16 protein-coding genes are annotated in these 23,027 nt (G+C 74.3%); 5 read left to right on the forward strand and 11 right to left on the reverse strand.

Translation table 11 applies throughout. From position 1 onward, the window contains the following. Nucleotides 1–188 precede the first annotated feature (188 nt). From ACQP0T_RS24675 to ACQP0T_RS24720, 10 genes are all read right to left on the reverse strand, one after another. Nucleotides 189–3,443, reverse strand: coding sequence for an error-prone DNA polymerase (locus ACQP0T_RS24675; protein ID WP_433870198.1), 3,255 nt, complete (start codon nucleotides 3,441–3,443; stop codon nucleotides 189–191). A 72-nt stretch (nucleotides 3,444–3,515) separates the two neighbouring features. Further along, on the reverse strand, nucleotides 3,516–5,159 hold the full coding sequence (locus ACQP0T_RS24680; protein WP_433870199.1) for a DNA polymerase Y family protein: 1,644 nt from the start codon (nucleotides 5,157–5,159) through the stop codon (nucleotides 3,516–3,518). Continuing rightward, a complete protein-coding gene (locus ACQP0T_RS24685; protein ID WP_433870200.1) occupies nucleotides 5,156–5,869 on the reverse strand; it encodes a hypothetical protein in 714 nt (237 codons plus the stop codon). Before ACQP0T_RS24685 ends, ACQP0T_RS24680 begins: the two co-directional genes overlap by 4 nt. A 409-nt stretch (nucleotides 5,870–6,278) precedes the next feature. Continuing rightward, nucleotides 6,279–7,844, reverse strand: coding sequence for a bifunctional phosphoribosylaminoimidazolecarboxamide formyltransferase/IMP cyclohydrolase (purH, locus tag ACQP0T_RS24690; protein WP_433870201.1), 1,566 nt, complete (start codon nucleotides 7,842–7,844; stop codon nucleotides 6,279–6,281). After that, entirely contained in the window at nucleotides 7,841–8,494 is a 654-nt protein-coding gene (purN, locus tag ACQP0T_RS24695; RefSeq protein WP_433873836.1) for a phosphoribosylglycinamide formyltransferase, read from the reverse strand. Before purN ends, purH begins: the two co-directional genes overlap by 4 nt. 410 nt (nucleotides 8,495–8,904) lie before the next feature. After that, entirely contained in the window at nucleotides 8,905–10,149 is a 1,245-nt protein-coding gene (locus ACQP0T_RS24700) for a cell division protein PerM (RefSeq protein WP_433870202.1), read from the reverse strand. Nucleotides 10,150–10,278: 129 nt separating this feature from the next. After that, entirely contained in the window at nucleotides 10,279–11,136 is an 858-nt protein-coding gene (locus tag ACQP0T_RS24705; protein WP_433870203.1) for a DUF5336 domain-containing protein, read from the reverse strand. 248 nt (nucleotides 11,137–11,384) lie between these two features. Further along, entirely contained in the window at nucleotides 11,385–12,269 is an 885-nt protein-coding gene (gene sucD / locus ACQP0T_RS24710; RefSeq protein WP_433870204.1) for a succinate--CoA ligase subunit alpha, read from the reverse strand. 5 nt (nucleotides 12,270–12,274) lie between these two features. Beyond that, nucleotides 12,275–13,441, reverse strand: coding sequence for an ADP-forming succinate--CoA ligase subunit beta (gene sucC, locus ACQP0T_RS24715; RefSeq protein ID WP_433870205.1), 1,167 nt, complete (start codon nucleotides 13,439–13,441; stop codon nucleotides 12,275–12,277). 235 nt (nucleotides 13,442–13,676) lie between these two features. Continuing rightward, nucleotides 13,677–15,389, reverse strand: coding sequence for a hypothetical protein (locus ACQP0T_RS24720; RefSeq protein ID WP_433870206.1), 1,713 nt, complete (start codon nucleotides 15,387–15,389; stop codon nucleotides 13,677–13,679). Nucleotides 15,390–16,000: 611 nt separating this feature from the next. On the opposite strand from ACQP0T_RS24720, the gene ACQP0T_RS24725 reads away from it, so the two are divergent. The 3 genes from ACQP0T_RS24725 to ACQP0T_RS24735 all read left to right on the forward strand — a co-directional run bounded on the left by ACQP0T_RS24725 (nucleotide 16,001) and on the right by ACQP0T_RS24735 (nucleotide 18,954). Continuing rightward, a complete protein-coding gene (locus ACQP0T_RS24725; protein WP_433870207.1) occupies nucleotides 16,001–16,714 on the forward strand; it encodes a M23 family metallopeptidase in 714 nt (237 codons plus the stop codon). A gap of 28 nt (nucleotides 16,715–16,742) precedes the next feature. Beyond that, nucleotides 16,743–18,389 carry a class I SAM-dependent methyltransferase gene (locus tag ACQP0T_RS24730; protein WP_433870208.1) on the forward strand — a complete coding sequence of 549 codons (1,647 nt, stop codon included), beginning with the start codon at nucleotides 16,743–16,745 and terminating at the stop codon, nucleotides 18,387–18,389. Nucleotides 18,390–18,534: 145 nt separating this feature from the next. Next, entirely contained in the window at nucleotides 18,535–18,954 is a 420-nt protein-coding gene (locus ACQP0T_RS24735; protein WP_433870209.1) for a nucleotide triphosphate diphosphatase NUDT15, read from the forward strand. 357 nt (nucleotides 18,955–19,311) lie between these two features. Here the strand turns inward: ACQP0T_RS24735 and pcrA are convergent, their stop codons facing one another. Then, on the reverse strand, nucleotides 19,312–21,726 hold the full coding sequence (gene pcrA, locus ACQP0T_RS24740) for a DNA helicase PcrA (RefSeq protein ID WP_433870210.1): 2,415 nt from the start codon (nucleotides 21,724–21,726) through the stop codon (nucleotides 19,312–19,314). Between the two features lie 72 nt (nucleotides 21,727–21,798). Between pcrA and ACQP0T_RS24745 the strand changes: the two genes are divergently transcribed. Both ACQP0T_RS24745 and ACQP0T_RS24750 read left to right on the forward strand, forming a co-directional pair. Next, nucleotides 21,799–22,485, forward strand: a complete 687-nt coding sequence (locus ACQP0T_RS24745; RefSeq protein ID WP_433870211.1) for a DedA family protein — start codon at nucleotides 21,799–21,801, stop codon at nucleotides 22,483–22,485. Nucleotides 22,486–22,726: 241 nt separating this feature from the next. Beyond that, the gene (locus ACQP0T_RS24750; protein ID WP_345357940.1) at nucleotides 22,727–23,017 is read left to right on the forward strand and encodes a chorismate mutase; all 291 of its coding nucleotides are present in this window, start codon (nucleotides 22,727–22,729) and stop codon (nucleotides 23,015–23,017) included. The last annotated feature ends 10 nt before the right edge of the window (nucleotides 23,018–23,027 follow it).

Consider the following 23,027-nt stretch of genomic DNA (forward strand, 5'->3'; position numbering starts at 1 on the left):
GCCGGCCGACCGCACCCGGGCCACGAGGTGCTGGTCCACTGGCTCCGCGCGTCACCTGGTGAGCCCGTCCTGGGAGGGGATGGACAGCTTCGGTGTGACGCGGGTGGACCGGCACCGGGTCTCGATGCGGCGCGTCGTGCGCGCCGCGCTCCGGACCGTGCCGCGGCCGGGCGGGAACCCTCGTCGTTTCAGTGGAAGTCGCGGGACGTGGTGGGAATCCGGACGTCCAGCTTCTGCAGGTGGTCAGCGCGCAGGTTGATCACCCCCTCGGCCCGTTCCACGATGCCGCGCACGAGCAGCGCCGCGCTGGTCCGGCCGACCTTGCGGTAGCGCGCCCACAGCCCCGGCGAGCACATCACGTTGATCATCCCCGTCTCGTCCTCCAGGTTGAGGAAGGTGATCCCACCCGCCGTCGCCGGTCGCTGGCGATGGGTGACGGCGCCGCCGACCAGCACCCGAGTACCGTGCTCCACTTCGGACAGCCGAGCCGCGCTGAGCGCCCCGCGTTCGTCCAGGCGCGCCCGCACGAACTGCACCGGGTAGCTGTCCGGGGACACCCCGGTGGCCCACACGTCGGCGGCGGCCAGCTCGACGCCGTCCATCCCGGGGAGCGCCGGGGCCTCGGCGGCGACGGTCGTACCGGGCAACCGGTCGCGGCGATCGCCTGCCGCCGCCGCGGCGTTCCACAACGCCTCCCGGCGGGAGAGGCCGAAGCAGCCGAAGGCCCCCGCCGTGGCCAGTGCCTCCATCTGCGCGGCGGACAACTCCTGGCGCCGCGCCACGTCGGCCATGTCCCGGAAGGGGCCGCCCGCAGCGCGCTCGGCGACGAGCTGCTCGGCGAGATCGTCGCCGAGCAGCCGCACCGACCCCAGCCCCAGCCGGACCGCCTCGCCCCCGGTGCTGCTCCCCTCCGGTTCCAGGTCGGCGCGGGCGCGGCTGGCGTTGACGTCCGGCCCGCGCACCACCACCCCGTGCCGCCGGGCGTCGGCCACCAGCGACTGCGGGGAGTAGAAGCCCATCGGTTGCGCCCGGAGCAGCGCCGCGCAGAACGCCGCCGGGTAGTAGTGCTTGAACCAGGAGCTGGCGAACACCAGCAGCGCGAAGCTCAGCGCGTGGCTCTCCGGGAAGCCGTAGTTGGCGAAGGCCAGCATCCGCTGGTAGATCCGCTCGGCCAGCTCCGCCGAGATGCCGTTGGCCGCCATCCCCTCGAACAGCCGGTCCCGGATGCGCTCCATGCGCTCGGCGGAGCGCTTGGCGCCCATCGCCCGGCGCAGCTCGTCCGCCTCCGCCGGGGAGAACCCCGCGACGTCCACGGCGAGCTGCATGAGCTGCTCCTGGAACAGCGGGACACCGCAGGTCTTCTGCAACGCCCCGGCCATCAGCGGGTGCTCGAAGTCCCAGTCCTCCTGCCCGTTGCGGCGCCGGATGTACGGGTGCACCGAGCCGCCCTGGATCGGCCCGGGCCGGATCAGCGCCACCTGCACCACCAGGTCGTAGAACTCCCTCGGCCGGAGCCGGGGCAGGGTGGCCAGCTGGGCGCGGCTCTCCACCTGGAAGACCCCGACCGCGTCGGCGCGGCGCAGCATCGCGTACACCTCGTCGTCGGCCAGGTCCAGCTCGCCGAGGTCGACCCGCACGCCGTGGTGCTCGGCGACCAGGTCGATGGCGTAGTGCAGCGCGGACAGCATGCCCAGGCCCAGCAGGTCGAACTTGACGAGGCCCACCGCCGCGCAGTCGTCCTTGTCCCACTGCAGGACCGTGCGCCCGGGCATCCGCGCCCACTCCACCGGGCACACCTCGCTGACCGGCTGGTCGCAGATCACCATGCCGCCGGAGTGGATGCCGAGGTGCCGGGGGAAGCCGATCAGCTCGTCGGCCAGCTCGCGCACCGGCCCGGGGATCCCGGAGTCCTCGGGCAGCGGTCCCCAGTGGTCGATCTCCTTGCTCCACGCGTCCTGCTGCCCCGGCGAGTGGCCGAGCGCCCGCGCCACGTCGCGGACCGCCGACTTGGGCCGGTAGCTGATCACGTTCGCCACCTGGGCGGCGTGCGTCCGGCCGTACCGGGTGTAGACGTGCTGGATCACCTCCTCGCGGCGGTCCGATTCGATGTCCAGGTCGATGTCCGGCGGCCCGTCGCGTTCCGGGGCGAGGAACCGCTCGAAGAGGAGCCGGTAGCGCACCGGGTCGACGTTGGTGATGCGGAGCGCGAAGCACACCGCCGAGTTCGCCGCCGAACCCCTGCCCTGGCACAGGATCCCGGCCCGGCCGCAGAACGCCACGATGTCGTGCACCACCAGGAAGTAGCCCGGGAAGCCCAGTTCCTCGATGATCGCCAGCTCGCGCTCGATCTGCCGGTACGCCTCGGGGTTCGCCGCGGGCGGGCCGTAGCGCTCCCGCGCGCCCCGGTGGGCCAGCTCGCGCAGCCAGCTGTCCTCGGTGTGCCCCGCCGGGACGTCGAACGGCGGCAGCTCCGGGGCGACCAGCCGCAGGTCGAAGGCGCATTCCCGGCCCAGCTCGGCGGCCCGCCGCACCGCGTCGGGATGGCGGGCGAACAGCTCGGCCATCTCGTCGCCGGACCGCAGGTAGTGCCCCGCCCAGGCGGGCAGCCAGCCGTCCATCTCGTCCAAGCTGCGCCGGGCCCGGATCGCCGCCACCGCGGCGGCCAACCGCGCCCGGTGCGGCGCGGCCAGGTGCGCCCCCGTCGTCGCCACCGCGGGGAGGCCGGCCGCCGCGGCGAGCTCGGCGAGGGCGTCGTTGCGCGCCGAATCCAGCGGCAGGCCGTGGTCGGTGAGCTCGACCGCCACGTTGTCCCGGCCGAACAGCGCCACCAGCCGGTCCAGCTCCCCGGCCGCCGCCTCCGGCCCGGAACCGGCCAGGGCGGCGCGCACCGCACCCTTGCGGCAGCCGGTCAGCACCAGCCAGTGGTCGTCCGCCTCGGCCGCCAGCTCGGCCAGGTCGTAGACCGGGCGGCCCTTCTCCGCACCGCGGAGCTGGGCGGTGCTGATCGCCCGGCACAGCCGCGCGTAGCCCTCCGGATCGCGCGCCAGCACCAGCAGGTGCCCGCCTTCCGGATCGGCCACGCCGTTCTGCGGTCCCCGCAGCCCGAGGCTCAGCTCGGCGCCGAACACCGTGCGCACCCCGTGCTCCGCCGCCGCCTCGGCGAACCGCACCACCCCGTACATGCCGTCGTGGTCGGTGAGCGCGATGGCCTCCAGACCCAGCCGCGCCGCCTCCGCCGCCAGTTCCTCGGGGTGGCTCGCGCCGTCGAGGAAGCTGAAGTTGGAGTGCGCGTGCAGCTCCGCGTAGGGCACCGCGGGCACCTCGCGCGGGGGCGGCGCGGGCGCGGGACCACCCGCCTCCGGCGGCGCCCCGGCAGGTGCCGGGCGGCCGGACAGCGCGCGCTCCAGTTCGGACCACGTCCGGGGCGGGTTGAACCAACTCATGGGACCAGTGAACTCCTGTTCGAACCGCGATCGCCAGCAGCGGCGCCGATATACACTCGAACGAGTGTTCGGCTACCGGTAGGCACCGTGCCCCCACCAGCGCTCGCCCTCGTGCACCAGCAGCAGCGCGACCTCGTCCGCCTCCGGATCCGCCGCGTCCGGGGCCAGCACGACCTGCACCCGCGCCACCGAACGCGGCGGGACCTGCGACGCCGGGGTCAGCTCCCCCACCGCCAGCAGCTCGACCCACCAGCGCTCGGCGACCGGCCACGGCCCGGCCCACCCGGTCACCTCCCGGGACCGGCCGCCCGCCACCACGCGGTGCGGTGCCGCGGTCAGCCGGTGCCGCTCGGTGAAGCCGACCGGAGCGCCCTCGGCGTCGAGCACGTCCACCGGCCACGGCGACTCCGGCAGCACCGAGGGCGACGGCGCCGGGAGCCGCCCCGGCCAGGGGTGCTCCGGCTCCAGCGCGGGACGCCGCTCGTCGCCCCACCGCACGAAGCGCACCCGGTCGCGCTGATCCCGACCGCCGCCGAGCACCGGGGTCAGGACCGCGTCCGGGCCGAGCATCCCCTGCACCCGGGCGAACGCCCGCCCGGCGCGGGCATCGGCCTCCCCGGTGGCGGCGTCGAGCAGGTCGAGCTGCAGCGAACCCGCGCCCACCACCTCGTCCGGGAACAGGCCCAGCACGCTGATCCCGGCCGTCGGACGCGGCTCGCCGCGCCGGGAGTTCAGCCAGCCGTCCAGCTGCCACCGCACCCGGTCGGCGGTCGCCGCGGGGGTCAGCGGATCGGCGCACCGCCACACCCGGCGCAGCTCCTCGCCGTTCTCGGTGCGCGCCGAGATGGCCAGCCTGGTGCAGGCCAGCCCGCGCTCGGCCAGCTCGGCGTGCAGCCGGTCGGCCAGGACCTTGGCCGCGAACGCCGCGGCGTCCACCCGCTCGACCGGCGGGTCGAGCTGCTCGGTCACCGCCAGGTCCGGCGGCGGCTCGCGGCGCAGCGCCGGGCGTTCCTCCAGGCCCGCCGCGGCCCGGTGCGCCACCAGCGCGACGGCGCCGAACCGGGTCAGCACGTCCGCGGCCGGCAGCGCGGCGAACCCGCCGAGGGTGCCGATGCCCAGCCGCCGCAGCAGGTCCACCAGCCCGCCGTCGACCTCGTGCGCCGGGAGCTGGTCGAGCTCCTCGACCCCCAGCGGTGCCAGGAACTCCGCGCTGCCGCCCGGCTCGACGACCGCACCGCGCCGGGCGGCCAGCACCGCCGCGAAGAACCCGTCCGCGACGCCCGGCAGGCACTCCACGCCGATCCGGGCCTCCACCTCGTCCACCAGCCGCTCGGCGGCGGACTCCTCGCCGCCGAAGTAGCGGGCCGGGCCTTTCACCGGCATCGCCAGCAGTCCCGGGCGCACCACCTCGACCCCGGGGACCAGGGCCTCGACGGCGAGCACCACCCGCTCGAAGCACCGCGCGTCCCGCGCCGGGTCGTGCTCGCGCACCAGCAGTTCCGGGCAGCGCCCCTGCGCCTCCCGGCGGCGCATCCCCCGGCGCACCCCGGCCTCCCGGGCGGTCGCCGAGCAGGCCACCACGCGGTTCGCCGCGAAGACCGCCGCGGGCACCAGCGGGCCGAAGCCGCCCTCCTGGGCGGCGGCGACCACCGGCCAGTCCGGACACCACAGGACGAGTCGCCGGGGCCGGTCCGGGGTGTCGGTCGCGGGGGTCATCCGACCACCGGCCGCAGTCGCGCGATCCGCTCCGGCTGCTCCTCGACGAGGCGCGCGGGAGCGCCGTCCCGACCGGGCAGCAGGAGGCGGCAGGAACGCGGGCGGGACGCGGCCCCGCGTCCGCTCGCCCGCACCGTGACGGCGCGCTCCCGCAGGTGGCCGTGGCCCCGGCCGAGGCCGCGCCACCGGGCGCCCGAGCAGTCCAGCCGCACGTCGGCACCGGGCCACGGGCCGAAGGGGACCAGCACGGCACCTCGGTTGCGGGCGCGCGCGGAGAGCCTGCGGGCGTCCTGGTCGGCCAGTCGCCGGGTTCCCCCGACCACGACCAGGTCGACGCCGTCGAGCAGCGCCGCGACCACGGCGGCGGGTTCCGCCCCGGGGTCCGGGACCACGGCCAGCCGGGACACCGCCACGCCCGATTCGGCCGCCGCCACCAGGTTGGTGCCGGGCAGGCCGACCACCGCCGCCCACGAGCCGTTGGCGGTGGCCTCGGACAGCAGCGCGAAGAGCAGGGACACCGAATCGTCCACCGCCACCGTGCTGCCGCGGCGCAGGCCCGGCCACGGCAGCACGGCGGCGAGTTCCGCCCGCGCAGGCAGCATCCGACCCGCATCGGAGCCGCCCTCGGTCCCGGCGGCGGGAAAACCCACGGACACCCCGTTAGCCGTGGACACCCCGTCCAGCGCCGCCAAAGACGCCATCGCGGACATCGCTGCTGCCTCCCCACATCGCGACCGCATGGGTGCCCGACCCCGGCCCGGGCACCCATCCGCCGCTGTGGGGAAGACAGCGGCGGAGCAGCACTGCGCCTGCACCCAACGCAGCGCCGCTCCTGATCGAAGCGACCACCCCGACCCGGCCACTTCGATCTTCGAACCTCAGTTCGAACACTTTGATTAAACCCCGCGTCCCACCCCGCCGTCAAGGCTCGGGCGAACGTCAGTTCGAATCCACTCGAACGGATGGCGTACACGCAGGTGAGGGGCACCTTCATCCGACTATGCCGGATGAAGGTGCCCCTCACTCAGAACCCTGCGGGACGGGAGCGCCACCCGTTCGTGACGTGAGTGGGGGGCACCCTGTACCACGTCACTTGGTACAGGGTCCCCCTCGCCTCGGTCAGTGGGCGAAGTGGCGGGTGCCCGTCAGGTAGAGGGTGATCCCGGCGGCCTCGGCGGCGGCGGTGACCTCGGCATCGCGGACCGAACCGCCCGGCTGCACCACCGCCCGCACGCCCGCGTCGAGCAGCACCTGCAGGCCGTCGGCGAACGGGAAGAAGGCGTCGGACGCGGCCACCGAGCCCTGGGCGCGGTCCCCGGCGCGGGAGACCGCGAGCCGCGCGGAGTCGACCCGGTTGACCTGGCCCATGCCGACGCCGACCGTGGCACCCGCGTCGGCCAGCAGGATCGCGTTGGACTTCACCGCGCGGCAGGACCGCCAGGCGAACTCCAGGTCCGCCAGCGTCGCCTCGTCCGCCGGGTCGCCGGTGGCCAGCGTCCAGTTCGCCGGGGAGTCGCCCTCGGCGTCGAGCTCGTCCGAGCCCTGCACCAGGACGCCGCCGGACACCGCGCGCATCTCGACCCGGCCCGGGCTCGGCGGCTGGGCGGTCAGGATGCGGATGTTCTTCTTCCGGCTGAGCACCTCCACCGCGCCCTCGGCGAAGCCCGGCGCCACGACGACCTCGGTGAAGATCTCGGCGACCTGCTCGGCCATCGCCACCGACACCTCGCGGTTGGTGGCGATGACGCCGCCGAAGGCGCTCACCGGGTCGCACTCGTGGGCCTTGCGGTGCGCGGCGGCGAGGTCGTCGGCGACCGCGATGCCGCACGGGTTGGCGTGCTTGATGATCGCGACGCACGGGGCGGCGTGGTCGTGCGCGGCGCGCCAGGCCGCATCGGCGTCCACGTAGTTGTTGTAGGACATCTCCTTGCCGTGCAGCTGCGCGGCGGCGGCCAGGCCGGTGGCCTCACCGCCCGAGACGTACAGCGCGGCGGGCTGGTGCGGGTTCTCGCCGTAGCGCAGCGAGGAGCGGCGCTCCCAGGTCTCCCCGATCCAGCCGGGGAACACCGAGTCGTCACCGGTCGGCACCTTGCTCATCCAGGTCGCCACCGCCACGTCGTAGGACGCGGTGTGCCGGAACGCCTCGGCGGCCAGGTCCACCCGCTCGGCCGTGGTGAAGCCCCCACCGCGGACCTGCTCCAGCACCCACTCGTAGCGGCTCGGGTCCACCACGACCGCGACGTTGGCGTGGTTCTTCGCCGACGCGCGGACCATCGCCGGCCCGCCGATGTCGATCTGCTCGATGACCTCGTCCTGCGCGGCACCGGAGGCGACCGTCCGCACGAACGGGTAGAGGTTGACGACCAGCAGCTCGAACGCCGCGATGTCGAGGTCCCGGAGCTGCTGCGCGTGCTCCGGCCGCCGCACGTCGGCCAGCAGCCCGGCGTGCACCCTCGGGTGCAGCGTCTTGACCCGGCCGTCCAGCGCCTCCGGGAACCCGGTGAGCTCCTCGACCGGGGTCACCGGCACGCCCGCGTCGGCGAGGGTGCGGGCCGTGCCACCGGTGGAGACGATCTCGACACCGGCGGCGTGCAGCCCGGTGGCCAGCTCCAGCAGCCCCGACTTGTCCGACACGCCGATCAAGGCGCGGCGGACCGGCTTGCGCTCCTGGGGATTCGCGGTCACGGGATACTCACCTTCCGTCCCTGCACGGTCCAGCCGTGCAGCGCCAGCTTTTCCAGGGTGTCCACCAGCAGTCGCCGCTCGACCGCCTTGACCCGCTCGTGGAGGCTCGCTTCGTCGTCGTCGGGACGCACCTCGACCGCCTCCTGCGCCAGGATCGGCCCGGTGTCCACCCCGTCGTCCACGACGAACAGCGTGCACCCGGTGATCCGGACGCCGTGCTCCAAGGCGTCCCGCACGCCGTGCATCCCCGGGAACGAGGGCAGCAGCGCCGGGTGGCTGTTGAGGTAGCGGCCCGCGAAGCGGGTGAGGAAATCCGTGCCGACCAGCTTCATGAAGCCCGCGGACACCACGAGGTCGGGTTCGTGCTCGGCGCACGCCTCGGTCAGCGCGCGGTCCCACTCCTCGCGGGACGCGTGGTCCCGGACCCGCTCGACGAAGGTCGGGAGGCCGACGCGCTCGGCGCGGGCCAGGCCCTCGATGCCGGGGCGGTCGGCTCCGACGGCGACGATCCGGACCGGGTGGTCCGGGGCGGCGGTGGCGTCCAGCAGGGACTGCAAGAGGGTTCCGGAGCCCGAGACCAGCACCACCACCCGCGCCGGGCGGGACGTGGTGAACCGGTCGGGCTCCGAGCCAGGCGTACTCGGGTTCAGCGTTTCGCTCCTGACATGGGCGCGGCACGATCTCTTCCCGCAGCGTATGCGTCGACCGCCGGGGCGGTGGCGCCAGGGTGAGGTGCCGGTGGCGCAGCACTCAACACCCGCTGCGGACCGCTGTCACCGATGGCCCGCTCGGCGCGGAACCTCGGCGGTCCTCCCGCCGCGCCGAGCGCGTCCTGCGGTACCGCCTAGGGGTCCTTGCAGAATGCGGCGGAACCGCATGCGGTGAGGCCGTCAGCTTGCACCGCGGCCCGTGCCCGGACGTGACCGCTCAGCGCTCTTCTCGCGAGGACAGCGCCGACGCCGGGTACGAAGTGGGTACATCAGGAGGCGATCGGCGCAGCGAGAAGATCGCTGAGGTTCCGCCACCCGCACCGCCACGCAAGCCATTCTGCGAGCGGTCCTCAGTCCGGCCGGACGTCCGGGGGGTCGGCGTCGGGGTCGTCGGGCTCGGCCGGGCGCTGCTCCGGGACGTCCGATTCCTCCGCCGTCGCCGCCGGCTCGCCGAACCACGCGACGAGCAGCGCCGGAACGGCGAGCCAGAACAACGTCATCACGCCCACCGATCCCGGGTGCAGCGACACCGGGCCGTAGTCGCCGCCGCCCAGCCGCCCGCCCGCGACCGCGGCGGCCACCAGCGCTCCGACCGACACCACGACGGCGGCCAGCCCCGCGGCCAGCAGCCGGGGAGCGAGGTCGTCGTGCACCCGCAGTGCCGCGAGGCCGACCAGCGCGCCGAGCGCGACGGGGGCGGCGAAGACCACCAGCCACCAGGGCGAGGACTCCTGGGCGGGCAGCACCGCCAGCAGCGGCAGATCGGGCACCGGGCCCGGCGTGGACAGCACCGGCCGGACGTGCAGGGCGCCCAGCGACAGGCCGGGGCCCGCGGCGAACGCCCAGCTCCCGACGACCGCGTTGGGCACGTAGAGCACCGAGAGCAGGGTCGCGCCGATCGCCGCACCGGGTCCGCCGAGACCGCGCAGCACCCCGGCCATCTCCCCGGCCGAGACGAGCACGGCCAGCAGCAGCACCGACCCGCCGACCGCGAGGGCCCCGGCCAGCGCGAGCACGCCGATCCGCAAGCCCGACCACACGTGCGCCTCGACCCGCCCCCACACCAGGTAGATCAGTCCGCAGCGGTTGGCCAGCCCGGCGGTGGCCGCGACCGTGCCGAGCAACCCGCAGCTCAGCAAGGCGTCGACCGGCAGCGCCTGCACCGGGCCGCGCACCAGCAGCGCCAGCGCGCCGCCCGCGAGGGCGTGCACCGCGCCGAACACCGCGATCACCGGCCACGCCTGGTCCGGTCGGCGCAGCCGGAGCCGACGGGCGAGCGCACCCGCCGCGACGGCGACCAGCAGCGCGAGACCGCAGGTGGGCAGCAGCGGCAGGACGCCCAGCGGCGCGCCGTCGATGGTCAGCGACACCTGGTGGGCGGCCAGCCAGCCGGGCAGCGCCACCAGCAGCAGGGCGGGCAGGTCGACGTCCGCGCCGGGGGCGGTGGCCACCGCGAAGGCGAGCAGCCCGACCACTCCGAGGTAGCCGGTCAGCAGCACGCCCAGCGCCGCGGCCGGGGTCAGCAGCCAGCGACCGAGAGCCCGTCGACCTGGGATTTCGGCGATGGCGTGCGGGATCTGGGCGAGCAGCGACACGCGGCGAATGTCGCACCGGGCCCGCAGCGGACCGCCCGCAACACGCCGCCGCATCCGCCCATCGGGCGACTCCGCCCCGAACGCGCGCACGCGCGGCCGAGCGGGCTCGACCGCGCGTGCGGGTGTGGATCAGAAACCGGAACCGCCGGGGTGCGGCATCTTCTGGGTGCCGGACGGACCGCCGGACTGCCCGCCCTGGGACTGCTGGCCTTGGCCCTGCTGGCCTTGCGCGGGCTGCCCCTGCGGGGACTGGCCCTGGTGCTGCTGGCCGGGCGGGAACGGGGCCGGTTGGCCCTGCTGGGGCGCGCCGGGCGGGTTCGAGCCCGGGTTCCAGCCGCCGGGCTGCTGGTTCCACGGCGGCGGCGGTGGGACCGGCGGCTGACCACCCTGCTGCGGGCCACCCGGCTGCGGCCCGGTCGGCGGGCCACCCTGCTGCGGGCCGCCCGACTGGGGCCCCGTCTGCTGGGGCCCGGTCTGCGGGCCGCCGGGCTGCTGCGCGAACTGGCCGGAGCCGGGGCCGCTGTTCCACGGGTGCGGTCCGGTCGCCGAGGCGGGCACCCGGGTCGTCCCCGGTTCACCGCGCGCACCCGGGCGCTTGACCAGGCCCTGCTCGAACAGCAGCAGCGCCACCAGCGCACCGGCCTGGGCGATCTGGAGCAGCAGGAGCACCACCACGATGCCGCCGGAGGCACCGCGCACGAGGTCCTGGAGGTGCGCGAGCATCCCGTAGGCCGCCAGCGGGGCGGCCCAGTACAGCGTGTCCGGCGCCTTGGGCAGCAACCGGATGCCCGCCAGCGCGGCGGCGACGATCGAGGAGAACCCCGTCATCCCGCCGACGAGCACGCCCGCGGTGTCGCTGAAGAAGCCGATCAGGTAGCCGACCACGCCGGCGCCGGCCGCCACCAGCAGCAGGATCCCGTCGAGGTCCTTCCTTAATCCGGATGAGGCCGCCGGTTTCGGTCCGGACGGGGGCGGTGGGTAGGACATGGTTCTCGGACTCCTCGGGGTATTGGGGGCCGGTTTTCGACGGTATCGGACCGCGTCCGGCGTGTCCGGAAGTGATCGTTTCAGCGGGCTTAAGGACTGCTCAGCACGAGCTGCGCGGAAGCGGAACCGCCGGCCCGTCCGGCGCGGAGCGGGGTCGGGGGCGCCTCGCTCCGGGGCCCGGACAGCAGGCGGGGGCCGGACACCTGATCCAGGTGCCCGGCCCCCGACAACGGCTCGAACGGTGGCGTTCAGCCCTTGATGATCGAGCGCATCAGCCCGGCGGTCTCGCTCGGCGTCTTGCCGACCTTGACGCCCGCGGCCTCCAGCGCCTCCTTCTTCGCCTGGGCGGTGCCCGACGAACCGGAGACGATCGCGCCCGCGTGGCCCATCGTCTTGCCCTCCGGCGCGGTGAAGCCCGCGACGTAGCCGACGACCGGCTTGGTGATGTTGGCCTTGATGTACTCGGCCGCGCGCTCCTCGGCGTCGCCGCCGATCTCGCCGATCATCACGATGGCCTCGGTCTCCGGGTCGTCCTGGAACGCCTGGAGCGCGTCGATGTGGGTGGTGCCGATGATCGGGTCACCGCCGATGCCGACGCAGGAGGAGAAGCCGATGTCGCGCAGCTCGTACATCATCTGGTAGGTCAGCGTGCCCGACTTGGACACCAGGCCGATCCTGCCCTCGCCGGTGATGTCGGCCGGGATGATGCCCGCGTTGGACTTGCCGGGCGAGATGATGCCGGGGCAGTTCGGCCCGATGATCCGGGTCTTGTTGCCGGTGGCGCAGGCGTGCGCCCAGAAGTACGCCGAGTCGTGCACCGGGATGCCCTCGGTGATGACCACGGCGAGGCCGATCTCGGCGTCGATCGCCTCGATCACGGCGTCCTTGGCGAACTTCGGCGGCACGAACACGACCGACACGTCGGCGCCGGTCTCCTTCATCGCCTCGCCGACGCTGCCGAAGACCGTGAGCTCCTTGCCCTCGATCTCGACGGTCTGCCCGGCCTTGCGGGCGTTCACGCCGCCGACGATGTTGGTGCCGGAGCGCAGCATCCGGGCGGTGTGCTTGGTGCCCTCGGAGCCGGTGATGCCCTGGACGATGACCTTGCTGTTCTCGTTGAGGAAGATAGCCATCGGTCTCACGCCCCCGCAGCCAGCTCGGCGGCCTTGTCGGCCGCGCCGTCCATGGTGTCGACCATCGTCACGACCGGGTGGTTCGCCTCGGCCAGGATGCGACGGCCTTCCTCGACGTTGTTGCCGTCGAGGCGGACGACCAGCGGCTTGGTGGCCTCGTCGCCCAGGATCTCCAACGCCTGGACGATGCCGTTGGCCACCGCGTCGCAGGCGGTGATACCGCCGAAGACGTTGACGAACACCGACTTGACGTCCGGGTCGCCCAGGATCACGTCGAGGCCCGCGGCCATCACCTCGGCGGACGCACCGCCGCCGATGTCCAGGAAGTTCGCCGGCTTGACGCCCTGGTGGGCCTCACCGGCGTAGGCGACGACGTCCAAGGTGGACATGACGAGTCCGGCGCCGTTGCCGATGATGCCGACCTGACCGTCCAGCTTGACGTAGTTGAGGTCCTTCGCCTTGGCCTTGGCCTCCAGCGGGTCCTCGGCCTCCTTGTCGACCAGCTCGGCGTGCGCGGGCTGGCGGAAAGCCGCGTTCTCGTCCAGCGTCACCTTGCCGTCGAGCGCGAGCACCTTGCCCTGCGGGTCCTTGACCAGCGGGTTGATCTCGACGAGGGTCGCGTCCTCGGCGACGAAGGTGTCCCAGAGCTGGACGATGATGTCGGCGACCTGATCGGCGATCTCGGCCGGGAACTTCGCGGCCTCGACGATCTCGCGCGCCTTGGTGGCGTCGACGCCCTGGATAGGGTCGATGGCGACCTTGGCCAGCGCCTCCGGCTTGGTGGCGGCGACTTCCTCGATCTCCATGCCGCCCTCGACCGACGCCATCGCCAGGAAGTTCCGGTTGGCGCGGTCCAGCAGGAAGGAGAAGTAGTACTCGTCGGCGATGTCGGACGCGACGGTGACCAGGACCTTGCGGGTGACGTGGCCCTTGATGTCCAGCCCGAGGATGGCCTCGGCCTTGGTCTGCGCCTCGTCCGGGTTCTCGGCCAGCTTCACGCCGCCGGCCTTGCCACGGCCCCCGGTCTTGACCTGGGCCTTGACTACTACGGGCCCGCCCAATTCCTCGGCGACTGCCTTGGCCCCTTGCGGGTCGGTGGCCACGGAGCCGGGCAGCGTCGGCACTCCGTGGGAGGCGAAGATCTCCTTCGCCTGGTACTCGTACAGGTCCACTCGAGTCTCCTGCGACGTCGGTGTCGGACCCGGTGACGATATCGACCTGCGATGACGCGCGGGGCGCCGCACCCGGTGAACTGCCTCACGTGAGCAGCGCTTTTCCGCAGGTGGACGCGTCAGGAGCAGGGTCGAGCCCTCGCCTTCCGGGGTCCCTGGTGACGAACAGAACAGCAATTCCCTATCACGGGCAGTGGTTTTCGCACGCCTTTTCGGACCTCGGTCGCCGCGCAATTCACAATCGCCGCGATGTCCGGTCCGCCCCGGTTCCGCCCGGTTCCGGTCGCCGCCCGGCCACCGCCGCGGCGACCAGCAGCACGACGATCGCGCCGAGCCCGCACCACGTCCCGACGCCCGGGGTCGATCCGTCGACGCGACCGGCGGTGATCGGCAGCTCGGCGACCCGGACCGCCACGACCAGCGCCGCACCGGCCAGCAGCGCCGCCGCGCGCGGCGGTCGGCACATCGGGGCGAGCACCGCGGCGCCGACGACGGCGACCAGGCCGACCACCAGGCCCCAGGACGCGGTGTCGAAGTCGGTGAAGATCCCCGGCGGGGCGTACCCGGGCGCGGTGAGCACCGGGAACGCGAACGCACCGGCGGCCGGGACCAGCGCCACCAGGACGGGCACCAGCACCGCGCGGCGCATCGCGATCTCGGTGAGGTCCACGTCGTCGCGCTCCACCGCCCCGGCCACCGCGGCGACCACCACGGCGGCGGCGGCCGGGACCACGGCGAGGCCGACGGCCCACGCGCCCGCCCCCGCCCGGGCACCGACCTGGAGCCCGGCGAACACCGAGCCGAGCGCGCCCGCCGCGGCCATCGGGACCACGGCCCAGACCGCCGCGAGCACCGGCCGCACCCGCTCGGCGGAGCGCAGCTGCAGGGCCGCACCGACCGCGACCAGCACCAGCCCGGCGGGCCACAGCATCCGGCCCGGGTACTCGGTGGGGTCGCTCAGCCCGGCGGGCATCCGCAGCAGCGGGGTCAGCGCGCCGACCACCGCGAGCACCCCCGCCACCAGCGCCAGCAGACCGGCCGTGCGGTGCAGCCGGGTCAGCGCGGGCAGCCGGAGGTCGTCGCCGGCGTCGGCGGTGCGGCGCGGCGCCCACGCCAGCACCACCAGGGCGACCACCGCGCCGAGGCCCAGCAGCGGGCCGGTGGTGATCCCGGCGGTCGGCAGCGCCGCGACCGCGATCAGCGGGGGCAGCACGACCGCGGCCAGCGCGGCGGCGAGGCCGAGCAGGCCGCCCCGGGCGAACTCCCGGTCGCCCGAGCCCGCGGCGTAGGCGGCGGTGGTGGGCAGCGCGACGGCCAGCAGCAGGCCGCCGACCAGCACCGCGACCGGGGAGTCCAGCGCGGCGCGCGGCAGCAGGAAGGGATCGGCGGAGGTGAACGGGGTCAACAGCACGCCGACCGCCCCGAGCACGCCGGCGAGCAGGCCGAGGGCGAGTGGGCCGCTCGCGGTCTCCTCGTCACCGCGCTCGCCGGCCGCGAGCACCCCGGCGACCAGCGCCGCGACGTGTCCGGCCAGCAGCAGCCACAGACCGGCCCCGGGCGCTCCCGCGTCGATCACCTCCAGCCGGAGCAGTTCCGGCCGGGCCGCCAGCCCGGCGTCGACCAGGAACTGGACGTCCAGGGCGAGGCGACCGGGGGCGAGGGCGGCGGCGCCGACCAACACCGCGGCCGCGGCGGTGGACCGGCCGGTGCGCAGCAGCGCGAGGGCCAGCGCGGGCGGCAGCAGGGCGAGCACGAGGAGCGCCGGCCAGGCCGTGAAGGCCGCCGAGGACTCGGCGGAGACCAGGCCGAGCAGCGGCCCGAGGCCCACCAGCAGGGCTCCGGCGGCGGCGATCACCAGCGCCGCGGTCGGCCGGGAGGACGGAGTGGACCGCGGCGCCACGGCTGTCGCCGGTGCACCGCCGGACGTGGGGCTTGGCCGCGCAGTCACCGCGCCGACGCTAGCAACCCGCGCGGAGCGGACGGACACCCCGAGGGGGCACGCGGACGGGGGAATCGCGCGCACGGGAGGGGGACTCGATGATCACCCTGAGGTGATCAGACCCGAACGGAGCACGACAGGTTGCCCATCAAGCGGCTCTTTGTATGTGATTTGTGACACAACTCTTTACTCGCGGGTATCTGGATCGAGGCACCTGTCGGGGCCTCCTGGTACCACCGGGCCCCCGACCTCCGATCACGTAGTCGCAGGCAGTGCACACCCCTGCCGCGCAGCCCCAGCCCCGCCGCGCGCCGGACGACCGGCGGACCCCCACCACCGCCGACCACTCCCCGTATCCGCGGGGCCACGATCCGGGATTTGCCCCTAGGGGATCAGCTTGGTTACTGTCCTCCGGTCCGTTGTCACGGTCTGATCACGAAAGTCAACGCCGGTTCCCCGACCGGTAGTCGGATCCCCCGTCCGACGTCGTGATCGGACTCCCCGAGGCGGAAGGGCAGGCCTTGTCTCAGCACCGCTCCCCCAGCGGCGAACGACCTTCTCCGGTCCGGGCAGCGTCCCCCGACGCGCAGCGCGGCCGGAAAGCACCATCCACCGCATCGGTGTGGCGCGGCCGCGTGGTCGTGGCCGCCGTGGCCGCGGGCGCCTTCGCCGCCGCGGGCCAGTCCATCGCGGCGGGTGAAGGGCACGCGGCCACCGATCACGACGAATTCGACCCGCAGGGCGCGTCGGCCTCCTTCGGCAGCGCCGCGGACGACGTCACCTACGAAGGCATGGGTGGCGGCAGCACCCCCGAGGTGCTGCCCGTCGCGCACGCCACCGACAGCAACTCCGAGGTCGAGAAGCTCGCCAAGAGCACCCGCCTCGCCGAGGAGCGCGCCGCCGCCGAGGCCGCCCGCATCGCCGCCGAGAAGGAGGCGGCGCGGCCGAAGTACGTGGTCCCCGCGGAAGGCTGGTTCACCTCCGGGTTCGGCGGCCGCTGGGGCACCACCCACTACGGCATCGACATCGCCAACTCCAAGGGCACCCCGATCGTCTCCTTCGCCGATGGCGTGGTGATCGAAGCCGGGCCGGCGAGCGGCTTCGGCATGTGGGTCCGGGTCCAGCACGACGACGGCACGATCAGCGTCTACGGCCACGTGCACACCATCACCGCCGACGTCGGCGACCGGGTGCAGGCCGGCGACCAGATCGCCACCATGGGCAACCGGGGCTTCTCCACCGGCACCCACCTGCACTTCGAGATCTGGAACGCCAGCGGCAAGAAGATCAACCCGCTGCCGTGGATGGAGGAGAAGGGCGTCTCCGTCTCCTGATCCGCCCGCCGCGCAGTAGCGTGATCGGGTGACCGATCCGAAGCCGCTCACCCCGAAGCAGCTCGGCGCCGTGCAGCGCACCCTGCTCAGCACCCTCCACGCGCGGGCCCTGGACCACCGCTCGGTGCGTCCGGTGCTCGGCGACGCCGAGGCCGCGCGGGTGGCCGACCGGCTCGGCGCGGACCTCGGCGACACCGGGATGAGCGGCACCGGCGCGGTGTTCACCGCGCTGCGCGCGAAGCTGTTCGACGAGCGGACCGAGCGGTTCCTCGCCGCGCACCCCGACGCCGTCGTGCTCAACCTGGGCTGCGGCCTGGACGCGCGGGCCTGGCGGGTCACCGTCCCGCCCGGGGTGCGCTGGTACGACGTGGACCAGCCCGAGGTCATCGCGCTGCGGCGCCGGGTGTTCGGCGAGCCGCCGCCCGGCGCGGACCACCACCTGCTCGCCGCCTCGGTCACCGACCCGGAGTGGTTCGCCGAGGTGCCCGCCGACCGCACGGTGCTGGTGCTCGCCGAAGGGCTCGCGCCGTACCTGGACGAGGCGGACGTGCTCGCGCTGCTGCGCCGGATCAGCACCCGGTTCCCGCGCGGCGAGATCGTCCTCGACGTGATCCACCCCTGGGTGGTGGCCCTGGCGCACCGGGTGTCGGCGCTGCGCCAGACCGGCACGACTTTCCGCTGGGGCCTCGGCGATCCGCGCGGGCTGACCGCGCGGGTGCCGGGACTGCGCCTGCTGCACCAGGTCCGGATGACCACCCGGCCGGAGCTGGACCGGCTGCCGATCGGGTCGCGGGTCGCCGCGCGGGTGGCCAGCGCGCTGCCCGGTCCGCGCGACGGGTTCCGGGTGCTGCGCCTGGCCTTCGAGCGCGAGCGGCGACCGGTGTCGCTGCGCGGCGCCCCGGAGACCATGCTCGCCACCCTGCGGCTGCGCGCCCTGGACGCCCGCGGCGCCGACCCCATCCTCGGCGACCGGTGGGCCGAACGCGCGGTGCGGCGGCTGGACTACGACTTCGACCGGTTCCGGAAGCTGGACCGCAATCCCGCGTCGGTCGCGATCCGCGCGCAGGCCCTGGACCGCGAGGTGCGGCGGGTGCTGCGGCCGGGGATGACCGTGCTGCACCTGGGCTGCGGCCTCGACGCCCGGTACGAGCGGATCGCCCCGCCCGCCGACGTCGCGTGGTACGACGTCGACCACCCCGACGTGATCGCGCTGCGCCGCGCGGTGCTGCCGGTGGACGCCCCCGGGTACCGCGCCGTCGGCTCGTCGGTCACCGATCCCGCGCTGCTGCGGGGGATTCCCGGCGACCGGCCGGTGCTGGTGATCGCCGAGGGGCTCACCATGTACCTGTCCGAACAGGACGGACGCGACCTGCTGCGCCGGATCACCGCGCACTTCCCCGCCGGACACCTGATCTTCGACGCGTTCAACACCCTGGGCGTCGAGTTCTCCCGCCGGTTCAACCCCGCCGTGGTGACCGCCGGAGCGCGCCTGGGGTGGGCCATCGACGACCCCCGGGAGCTGCCGGTCCCCGGCGTGGAGCTCGCCGAGGAGTGGTCCTTCGACCAGGCACCCGAGATCGCCCGCTTCTCCCCGCCGTTCCGGCTCTTCCTGCGCGCCTGGGGGCGGATCACCCCGCTGCGCCGGATGGGTCGCGTGCTGCACTACCGGTTCTGACCGCTGGTCTCACCACGCCGGATGACGGCGGGACGTGTCCTCGTGGGAGGCCCGGGCCGTCCCGGCTCCGGAGGCGAGCTGCGCTCCGGCGTCGACGACCGGGGTGCGTGACCCGGTGGTGCCGGGACTGGCAGGATCGGCGGCCGTGGAACTCCTGCGAGGCCCGTTCGCCGGGACCAGCGCCGTGGTCCTGCGCGGCGATCGGGTGCTGCTCGGCAGGCGGCGCGGCGCGCACGGCGCCGGGACCTGGTCGTTCCCCGGCGGGAAGGTGGACCCCGGGGAGTCGCCCGAGGACGCCGCCGCTCGCGAGCTCGCCGAGGAGACCGGGCTCCGCGCGGTCGAGGTGGTCCCGCTGCGCTGGACCAGCGACGTCTTCCCCGACGAGGGGCTGCACTTCATCACCCTGCACCACGCGGTCCGCGCCGAGGGCGAACCCGAGGTGCGCGAGCCGGACAAGGTCGACGGCTGGAGCTGGCACCGCTGGGATGCGCTGCCCACCCCGCTGTTCGGCCCGGCCGAGGCCCTGGTCCGCACCGGCTGGCACCCGGACGTCCGCCCCACCTGAACCGCACCGCACCGGCTGCCCGACACGCCGACGCCACCCGTTCGCGCACTGAGTGAGGGGCACCCTTGCCCAAGTTAGGGGTCCTTTCGGAATGCGGCGAAGCCGCATGCGGTGAGGCACGCAGCGTGCACCGCGGCCCGCGCTCGGACGTGACCGCTCAGCGGTCTTCTCGCGAGGACAGCGCCGACGCCGGGTACGTCGTCGGTACATCAGGAGGCGATCGGCGCAGCGAGGGGACCGCTGAGGTTCCGCCACCCGCACCGCCACGCAGATCATTGGCGAAAGCGGTCCTCACTCGGGCAAGGGTGCCCCTCGCTCAGTTCCCCATCGGGTGATGGCGGCGCGGCGGCGGTCCGGTCAGAGCTTGGTGAGGGGGACGCTGCCGATGAGCATCAGGCGGACCGTGCCGGAGCTGCCGAAGTCGATGGTGGCGGTGGCGCGGGGGCCTTCGCCCTCGGTGGCCAGCACCGTGCCCAGGCCGTACTTGTCGTGGGTGACGCGGTCGCCCGCGGCGAGCTTGATGGCCACCGAGTCCTTCCAGCCGGTCGCCGGGGTGCTGCGCATCCCCCGCGCGGCGACCCCGGCCTGGGCCGAATCCCCGCCGGCGCGGTCGAAGCCGCGACTGCCCCAAGTGCTGCGCACCTGCGGAGCGGCGCGTTCCGGCTCGACGCGGCGCCAGTCCAGCAGCTCCTCCGGGATCTCGGCGAGGAACCGCGACGCCGGGTTGGTCATCGGCTGCCCCCAGGCCGAGCGCATCAGCGCCCGCGACAGGTGGAGCCGCTGCCTGGCCCGGGTGATGCCGACGTAAGCCAGCCGCCGCTCCTCGGCCAGCTCCGCCGGATCGCCCAGCGCGCGGTTGTGCGGGAAGACGCCGTCCTCCCAGCCGCTGCTGAACACCACCGGGAACTCCAGGCCCTTCGCGGTGTGCAGCGTCATCAGCGTCACCACGCCGTCGCCGGACTCGGGCAGCGAGTCGGCGTCGGCCACCAGCGACACCCGCTCCAGGAACGCCGACAGCGAGTCGTCGGCGGGCAGGCCCTCGGGTTCCGGCTCGGTGAGCGCGGCTTCGGCGTCCTCGGACGCCTCGCCCGCGGGCGCGCCGGCGCGGGACTCGACGAACTCCCGGGCCACCGTGACCAGCTCGGTCAGGTTCTCCACCCGGGTGGCGTCCTGCGGGTCGTCGCTGGCCTCCAGCTCGCCCCGGTAGCCGGTGCGCTCCAGGATCGCTTCCAGCACCTCGGCCACGTCGGACTCCGCCGCCACCTCGTGCAGCTCGTCGAGCAGCGCCGTGAACTCCGCGACGGCCCGCCGCGCGCGGGTGCCGAGCAGCGAGACCCGGCCCTCGGCGGCCTCCCGCAGCGCCGCCGCGAACGAGATCCGCTCCTGCTCGGCGTGCGCGGCGACCACGGCCTCGGCCCGGTCGCCGATGCCCCGCTTGGGCACGTTGAGGATGCGGCGCAGGCTCACCGTGTCCTCCGGGTTGTCCAGCACCCGCAGGTAGGCCAGCGCGTCGCGCACCTCGCGCCGCTCGTAGAAGCGCACCCCGCCGACGACCCGGTACGGCAGGCCCAGCCGGATGAACACCTCCTCGAACACCCGGGACTGGTTGTTGGTCCGGTAGAACACCGCGATGTCGTTGAACGTCGCGGCGCCCTCGTCGACCAGCCGGTCGATCTCGCCCGCCACGAAGGCGGCCTCGTCGTGCTCGTTGTCGGCGACGTAGCCGACGATCCGCTCGCCGTCGCCCGCGTCGCTCCACAGCCGCTTGTCCCGCCGGTTCGGGTTGCGCTGGATCACCGCGTTGGCGGCGGACAGGATGGTCTGGGTGGAGCGGTAGTTCTGCTCCAGCAGGATCGAGGTGGCCTGCGGGAAGTCCCGCTCGAACTCCTCGATGTTGCGGATGGTGGCGCCCCGGAAGGCGTAGATCGACTGGTCGGCGTCGCCGACCACGCACAGCTCCGCCGGTTCCACGCCGCTGTCGGTGGTCGCGGTGCCGACCAGCTCGCGAACCAGGGCGTACTGCGCGTGGTTGGTGTCCTGGTACTCGTCGACCAGCACGTGCCGGAACCGCCTGCGGTAGTGCTCGGCCACCGCCGGGTGGTCGCGCAGCAGCTCGACGGTGCGCATGATCAGGTCGTCGAAGTCCATCGCCTGCGACTCGGCCAGCCGCCGCTGGTAGGTCGCGTAGACCTGCGCGGCCTTGCGCTCGACGTCGTTGCCCGCCTGCTCGGCGGCCTCCTCCGGCCCGATCAGCTCGTTCTTGAGGTTCGAGATCTGCACCGCGAGGGTCCGCGCCGGGTACCGCTTGGAGTCCAGCTCCAGCTCCCGCGCCACCAGCGTGATCAACCGGCGCGAGTCGTCGCCGTCGTAGATCGAGAAGTTCGACGACAGGCCGAGGGTCTTGGCCTCGCGGCGGATGATCCGCACGCACATCGAGTGGAAGGTCGACACCCACATCGCCCCGGCCCGCCTGCCGACGAGCGCGGCCACCCGCTCCTTCATCTCGGCGGCGGCCTTGTTGGTGAAGGTGATCGCCATGATCTGCCCGGGGTGCGCGCCGCGTTCGAGCTGGTAGGCGATGCGGTGCGTGAGCACCCGGGTCTTGCCGGAGCCCGCGCCCGCCACCACCAGCAGCGGGCCGCCGGTGTGCACGACCGCCGCGCGCTGCTGCGGGTTCAGCCCGGTGAGCAGCGATTCACCGGAGTCGGAGCCACCGGACCCGGAGCCAGGAGTGCGGTCGGAACCCTGCGGGAGGTCGAAGAGGGTGCTCATCGTCCTTCCACGTTACCGGTCGCCCCCGACGGGCCCGCGCATTCCTCCGGGATGCCTCGGGGATCGCCCCGGATGTCCCGGTCCGCGGCGGCGACGACGGTGGGGCGCGTGGTGGAGTGGATCGGGCGCCTCGACGCGTTCCTGACCGACCTGGTGGCGAGCGCGGCGGCGCTCGACCCGTGGGCGTGCGCGGCGGCGCTGTGCGCGGTGATCGCCCTGGAGGCGTCGTTGTTCGTGGGGCTGGTGGTGCCCGGCGAGGCGGTGCTGCTGCTCGGGGCGATCGCCCTCGGGCCCCGCTGGGCGCCGCTGGTGGTGGCGGCCTCGGCGCTGGGCAGCCTGCTCGGGCAGGTCGGCGGCTACTGGCTGGGCCGGGGGCTGGGGCCGGGACTGCGCGGCAGCCGGGTCGGCCGGGCGATCGGCGCCGCCCGCTGGGAGACCGCTGAGGCGGTGGTCCGGGACACCGGCGGCCGCGCGCTGATCACGCTCCGGTTCGTCGCCGTGGTGCACTCCCTGGTGCCCGCGGTGATCGGCTCGCTGCGGATGCCCTTCGCCCGCTTCCTGCTGCCCGCGGTGATCGGCTCGCTGCTGTGGGCCTCGGTGCACACCACCGCCTCGCTGCTCCTCGGGCAGGCGGCCGAGGCGATCGGCTACGGCTGGGCCGCCGCGGTGGTCACCGGTGCCGGGGTGGTCGCGGCGGGAGTGCTCCTGGTCCGCGCGCTGCGCAGGCAGCGCGCCGCCCGGCGCACCCCGGTCGGCTGACCGGCGCGGGGCGCGTCCAGCAGGTGGGAGAGCTGCCTCACCTGATGGCCCCGCCTCGCGGCGCTGTGGCAGACTGGTGGGGTGCTGACGCGGATGTACGAGTTTTTCTACGGGCCCCGGACTCCGGCGCCCGTGGCAGCGTGAGCACACACGACCACTACGACGCCCCGGAGTCCGCGGACTCGGGGCGTTTCGCGCATCCGGGCCGGGACGGGGCCGACGAGCCGGAGGACAACGCCCGATGAACGCCACCGTGGACGGTGACCAGCCGAAGTCCGACGCCGAGGAAGCCGCCGCCGCGATCGACGGCTTCCGCCAGGAGATCGACCACCTGGACGCGGAGATCCTGCGTCTGGTCAAGCGCCGCGCCGAGGTCTCCCAGGAGGTCGGCCGGGCGCGGATGGCCGCCGGTGGTCCGCGCATCGTCTACAACCGCGAGATGGACGTGCTGGCCCGCTACCGCGAGCTGGGCGCCGAGGGACGCGAGCTCGCGATGATCCTGCTGCGGCTCGGCCGCGGCCGCCTCGGGTGACCGACCCGCG

It is taken from the genome of Saccharopolyspora sp. CA-218241 (assembly GCF_050954615.1).
GTDB lineage: Bacteria > Actinomycetota > Actinomycetes > Mycobacteriales > Pseudonocardiaceae > Saccharopolyspora > Saccharopolyspora cebuensis.

Coding starts and splice junctions, on each gene's coding strand:
- ACQP0T_RS24675 (WP_433870198.1), bottom strand. CDS start 3,443: ATGAGTTGGTTCAACCCGCCCCGGACGTGGTCCGAACTGGAGCGCGCG.
- ACQP0T_RS24680 (WP_433870199.1), bottom strand. CDS start 5,159: ATGACCCCCGCGACCGACACCCCGGACCGGCCCCGGCGACTCGTCCTG.
- ACQP0T_RS24685 (WP_433870200.1), bottom strand. CDS start 5,869: ATGTCCGCGATGGCGTCTTTGGCGGCGCTGGACGGGGTGTCCACGGCT.
- ACQP0T_RS24705 (WP_433870203.1), bottom strand. CDS start 11,136: ATGTCCTACCCACCGCCCCCGTCCGGACCGAAACCGGCGGCCTCATCC.
- sucD (WP_433870204.1), bottom strand. CDS start 12,269: ATGGCTATCTTCCTCAACGAGAACAGCAAGGTCATCGTCCAGGGCATC.
- pcrA (WP_433870210.1), bottom strand. CDS start 21,726: ATGAGCACCCTCTTCGACCTCCCGCAGGGTTCCGACCGCACTCCTGGC.
- ACQP0T_RS24745 (WP_433870211.1), top strand. CDS start 21,799: ATGTCCCGGTCCGCGGCGGCGACGACGGTGGGGCGCGTGGTGGAGTGG.
- ACQP0T_RS24750 (WP_345357940.1), top strand. CDS start 22,727: ATGAACGCCACCGTGGACGGTGACCAGCCGAAGTCCGACGCCGAGGAA.